Source organism: Peribacillus sp., assembly GCF_059453735.1.
In genome coordinates this window covers 1-4,524 of record NZ_JAZVJO010000413.1, presented here as the reverse complement: position 1 = coordinate 4,524, position 4,524 = coordinate 1, and the positions used below count along the sequence as shown (strand labels likewise).

The 4,524-nt window shown below is 39.9% G+C and carries 7 protein-coding genes; 1 reads left to right on the top strand and 6 read right to left on the bottom strand.

Annotated elements, in window-relative coordinates:
• Window positions 1–560 (bottom strand): carboxyl transferase domain-containing protein (locus AC52RT_RS13725; RefSeq protein ID WP_495541263.1); only part of this gene is annotated, 560 nt, incomplete at its 3' end.
• Between the two features lie 12 nt (window positions 561–572).
• Window positions 573–977 (bottom strand): methylmalonyl-CoA epimerase, encoded by a 405-nt coding sequence (mce, locus tag AC52RT_RS13720; protein ID WP_495541262.1) that lies wholly within the window; start codon window positions 975–977, stop codon window positions 573–575.
• 162 nt (window positions 978–1,139) lie between these two features.
• Here mce and prli42 point away from each other — a divergent pair, with 162 nt between their 5' ends.
• Window positions 1,140–1,235: a stressosome-associated protein Prli42 gene (prli42, locus tag AC52RT_RS13715; RefSeq protein ID WP_340846359.1), complete on the top strand. Its 96-nt coding sequence runs from the start codon at window positions 1,140–1,142 to the stop codon at window positions 1,233–1,235.
• A gap of 82 nt (window positions 1,236–1,317) precedes the next feature.
• Here prli42 and AC52RT_RS13710 read toward each other — a convergent pair whose 3' ends face one another.
• The 4 genes from AC52RT_RS13710 to AC52RT_RS13695 all read right to left on the bottom strand — a co-directional run bounded on the left by AC52RT_RS13710 (window position 1,318) and on the right by AC52RT_RS13695 (window position 4,354).
• On the bottom strand, window positions 1,318–1,827 hold the full coding sequence (locus AC52RT_RS13710; RefSeq protein ID WP_495541261.1) for a L,D-transpeptidase: 510 nt from the start codon (window positions 1,825–1,827) through the stop codon (window positions 1,318–1,320).
• Between the two features lie 24 nt (window positions 1,828–1,851).
• A complete protein-coding gene (locus AC52RT_RS13705; RefSeq protein ID WP_495541260.1) occupies window positions 1,852–2,847 on the bottom strand; it encodes an aromatic acid exporter family protein in 996 nt (331 codons plus the stop codon).
• A 132-nt stretch (window positions 2,848–2,979) separates the two neighbouring features.
• Window positions 2,980–3,702: an amino acid ABC transporter ATP-binding protein gene (locus tag AC52RT_RS13700; protein WP_495541259.1), complete on the bottom strand. Its 723-nt coding sequence runs from the start codon at window positions 3,700–3,702 to the stop codon at window positions 2,980–2,982.
• Window positions 3,695–4,354, bottom strand: coding sequence for an amino acid ABC transporter permease (locus AC52RT_RS13695; RefSeq protein ID WP_495541258.1), 660 nt, complete (start codon window positions 4,352–4,354; stop codon window positions 3,695–3,697). The genes AC52RT_RS13700 and AC52RT_RS13695 overlap by 8 nt, the downstream gene beginning before the upstream one ends.
• Window positions 4,355–4,524: the final 170 nt, after the last annotated feature.

Sequence of the window (4,524 nt, the reverse complement as noted above, 5' to 3'; positions counted from 1 at the left end):
ACCATGAATACAAAATCAGTAATTGCTGGTGAATAAACAGCTCCACCTGCACAAGGTCCCATAATCACTGATATCTGCGGAATAACACCTGAATAAATAGCATTACGATAAAAAATATGACCATATCCATCTAGTGAGACGACACCTTCTTGTATCCTGGCCCCGCCTGAATCATTTAACCCTATAAACGGTGCGCCATTCTTTGCGGCAAGATCCATTACATTGGAGATCTTCTTGGCGTGCATCTCCCCTAACGCACCGCCAAAGACTGTGAAATCCTGAGAAAACAAATAAATCGGCCGCCCATTCACTTTTCCATACCCCGTGACAACCCCATCACCAGGCCCTTTAACCTGATCAAGACCAAAATCAACACTTCGATGTTCAATAAAAGGATTTAACTCAACAAAAGTTCCGGGATCAACTAAAAGTTCAATTCTTTCTCTTGCCGTTAACTTTCCTTTCTCGTGCTGTTTAGCAATTCGGTCATCTCCGCCCCCATTTTCAACTTCTCTTCTTCTATCATATAATTCATTGATTGTTTCATAGATATCAGTCATGTTTACTCCCCCTTATTTTTGCTGTTCACATAGTTCGAATAATACGCGTGCTGTTGATTTGGGATGGATAAAGGCCACTTTGGCCTCATGTGCACCCAATCGTGACGTATCATCAATCATTGTAAACCCCTGTTCTTTCAATTCCTGAATTCTACTTTCGATTCCCTCTACCCCAAATGCAATGTGATGGATTCCTTCTCCGCGTTTGGCTATGTATCCAGCAATCGGACTATCTTCTGATAACGCTTCCAATAATTCTAGTCTAGTATTCCCTGCAAACAAGAACGCTACCTTAACCCCTTGGTTTTCTACGGTCTCGATTGCCTCTAACTTCATCCCAAAGACCTCTGTATACAGTGGAAGAGCGTCATTAATTGAATGAACAGCGATTCCAATATGATCAATTTTCTGTATCATCTTTGCATCTCCTCTCTACAATTATCTAACTATAATAATATTCTATCTATTCTGACGACATAACGCCAGTAATATTTGTTAAAAACCTCTATAACTTCTGCTTGTTTATCTTTTTTATACACGTTAAAATAAATATAATCACTTCCGAAAGAGGAGATGTCCATGAAGAATAAAAAAAGCAGAAAAATTGTTGTCTATTTAATGCTCGCTTGCATGCTTCTGACTACACTGTTTTCCGGAATCGCCGTTTTCTTATAAAAACGTCAAAGAGGCTGCCCTTCATGGGACAGCCTCTTTCACTTATTGACAAAATAATGTAATTCCACAAATTGATTAAACTTTATTTAATTGCTCCCTGTTCCTTAGCAAGGGTCTTGAAATCTTTTGAGGAACTGGTAATCAGCACCTGGGTTCCGATAGGCACTTGATCATATAGTTTTTCGATATTCTCTTTTGAAAGCCTGACACAGCCGTTGGAGATGTATTTTCCAATCGACTCCGGTTGATTGGTGCCGTGAATTCCATAAATACGACCATCTGTATTTAACGCATCAAACCCAATCCATCTTGAACCTAGCGGATTCCGTGGATCCCCGCCAGGGATATTTTTTTTACGATAATATGGATTTACCGCTTTTACCGTTACCGTAAATAATCCCTCAGGAGTCAGCTCCTTGCTTTTTCCGGTACCTGCTGAGAATACCTCCTGAACTTTGTTACCATTAATAAAGGCAACCTTGTTTACCGCCTTGTTAACGATGACAAACGGCTCGCCGGGCGCCACGGCCGGCACATCATGAAGGACAGGAAAAAGCATAGCAGTTAATACAATCGATAAAAATAATTTCATAGTAAACATCCTTATCGTTTTTGCTTAGTTTAGGCCTGTCCCTCTCTTTTGATGCATGCTTTGTTTAACGGGGAGTCCTTTAAAGTTACGTTTAATCAGCAGGTACTCTTCTATTTCTTTCATCAGCTGCAGCAGGGCTGCTCTAGATTCGAATTCCTCCCGCGTGCTTGGCAGCTTCATTTCTTTAAAAACAGCATCCATTTCTTTTAATTTTCTCAAATAGATAATTGCTGTATTTTGCGGGTGAACATTTTCCCCAAGTTCAGCAATAAATTCAGCAAGCATCCCGCTCTGCTTGACACGTAATGGTAAATTCGCAACCAACGGAAGAATCCGTTCAATAATAGAAAATTGTTTTTCTCTCATCTTGAAATAATGATAATAAATATCTTCCTCACGTAAGAAATGATTTTCCACATCACGGAAAGCCAAGGTCTTAGCCTCAGCTAATAATGTCCCCGTTTCCGTAATTTCTCTGCCATCCCATTCACTATCCTCATTTCTTAAATAAAGGGAGACTTCTTTTAGGATCTTAGAAAAATTCTCTTCAATCTTTTCCTGAAAAACAATTAACTTATTATCGAGGCTCGGCATATACCAGTTAACCAAAAGCGCTACGCCTATCCCTATACTTATCAATGCTGCCTCATTAAGAAGCAGCTTCCAGGTGATTTCCCCCGCTGTATATAGATGCAGGATAATGACGCTGCTCGTTACAATTCCTTCATTAACTTTTAAAGCAACCGTTGTAGGAATAAACAGCAGCAACATTATCCCCATGACCCAAGCATGAAAGCCAAAAATTTGAAATAAAACGGCTGAAAAAACGATGGCAATCATACAAGCGATTAAACGTGAAACGGACGCTCTTAAGGATTTCTTTTTTGACACTTGGATACAAAGAATCGTTATAATTCCTGCACCAGAAAAACTATTCAACCCGAGAAGTTGGGCAAGAAAAATGGCTGCTGTGACTCCGACTGCCGTTTTAATTGTCCGATAACCAATCTTAAATGTCATGCTGTATCACCCTGATTCATTAGTGTTATCCTAATAGTACCAGCAATTGGTTTATCAATCATCTTTTACTAATTAAACATAAAAATAAGCCTCACCGTATCAGGATATCCTGTAAGGTGAGGCTTACGCTTTTTATAATACTTTTTCGAGGAAATCTTGGGCACGTTGACTTTTCGGTGTGGAGAAGAATTCTTCTGGGGATGCATCTTCAACCAGATTCCCTCCATCAAGGAAAAGAATTCGATCCGCAACCTCACGGGCAAAGCCCATTTCATGTGTGACAATAGCCATTGTCATTCCCAAATCCGCAAGGGATTTCATAACGGCAAGTACTTCTTTAACCATTTCAGGATCAAGTGCTGAGGTTGGTTCATCAAAGAGCATAACTTCAGGCTTCATAGCCAGTGCTCTTGCAATCGCAACACGCTGCTTTTGACCGCCGGATAATTTATTTGGATATTGATTTTCTTTTGCAGCAAGTCCAACCATTTCTAAAAGCTCCCGGCCTTGCTTTTCTGCTTCAGCCTTTGAGATACCCTTGACCTTCATCGGAGCATAGATAATGTTACCAAGGACTGTCTTATGCGGGAACAGATTGAAATGCTGAAACACCATTCCTACATTTTCACGCACCTTTGAAATGTCTATCCCTTTTGTGGTGATTTCCTTATCTTTAATCCAAATCCGACCTTTTGTTGGTGTTTCTAGCAGGTTCAAACAACGAAGGAAAGTCGATTTACCTGAACCAGATGGACCGATAATGGCGACAACTTCCCCCTCTTTAATGGATGTATGAATTCCTTTTAATACATCAAGCTTACCAAAGCTTTTATGGAGGTTTTCTATTTTAATCACTACGTTTCATTCTCCCTTCAATGACCTTGCCGATAATGGTCAGGATCATAACCATGACATAATAAATCAAGCCGGCAATTAAGATCGGTTCGAAGAATTTATACGTCTCTCCGCCGACAATGTATGAACGACGCATAATATCTCCGAGACCGATGATGGTCACAACAGCTGATTCCTTTGTAAGGGTAATTAGTTCATTCATTAATGCAGGTAAAATATTTTTAAACGCTTGCGGTAAAATGATATTCAGCATACTGCTTTTGTATGGAACACCGAGAGCTTGTGCTGCTTCCATCTGTCCTTTATCAACGGCGTTAATTCCACCACGGATCACTTCAGATATGTAGGCAGCAGAATTTAACCCGAAGGATAAGAAGGCTGCCTCGAAGGCATCTATTTGCACACCGAACAGCTGTGGTGAACCAAAATAAATCAGCATTAATTGTAAAACTAGCGGTGTCCCGCGAAAGATCGATGTATAAAAATCAGCGATCCAGTTTAATGGTTTTACTTTACTTATTTTCATTAAGGATAGCAAAATCCCTAAAACAAAACCAATCACGGCTGCAATTCCTACAACCTGTAAAGTGATCGGAATTCCTTCTAAGATATACGGAATCGAAGGCATGATTCTTTCAAAATCTAAATTCAAAACTCTCTTCCTCCCTCAGCTTCTACTTTCTGATAATACAGATTATAAGGCCTCATGGAAAAACGTTCAAAAGGCCAGCTTTTGAACGTCTCCCCACTCTTCTATACTGCTTATTTTGCTTCTCCGTCTCCAAACCATTTTAGAACTAATTTTTCTACTTCGCCATTTTC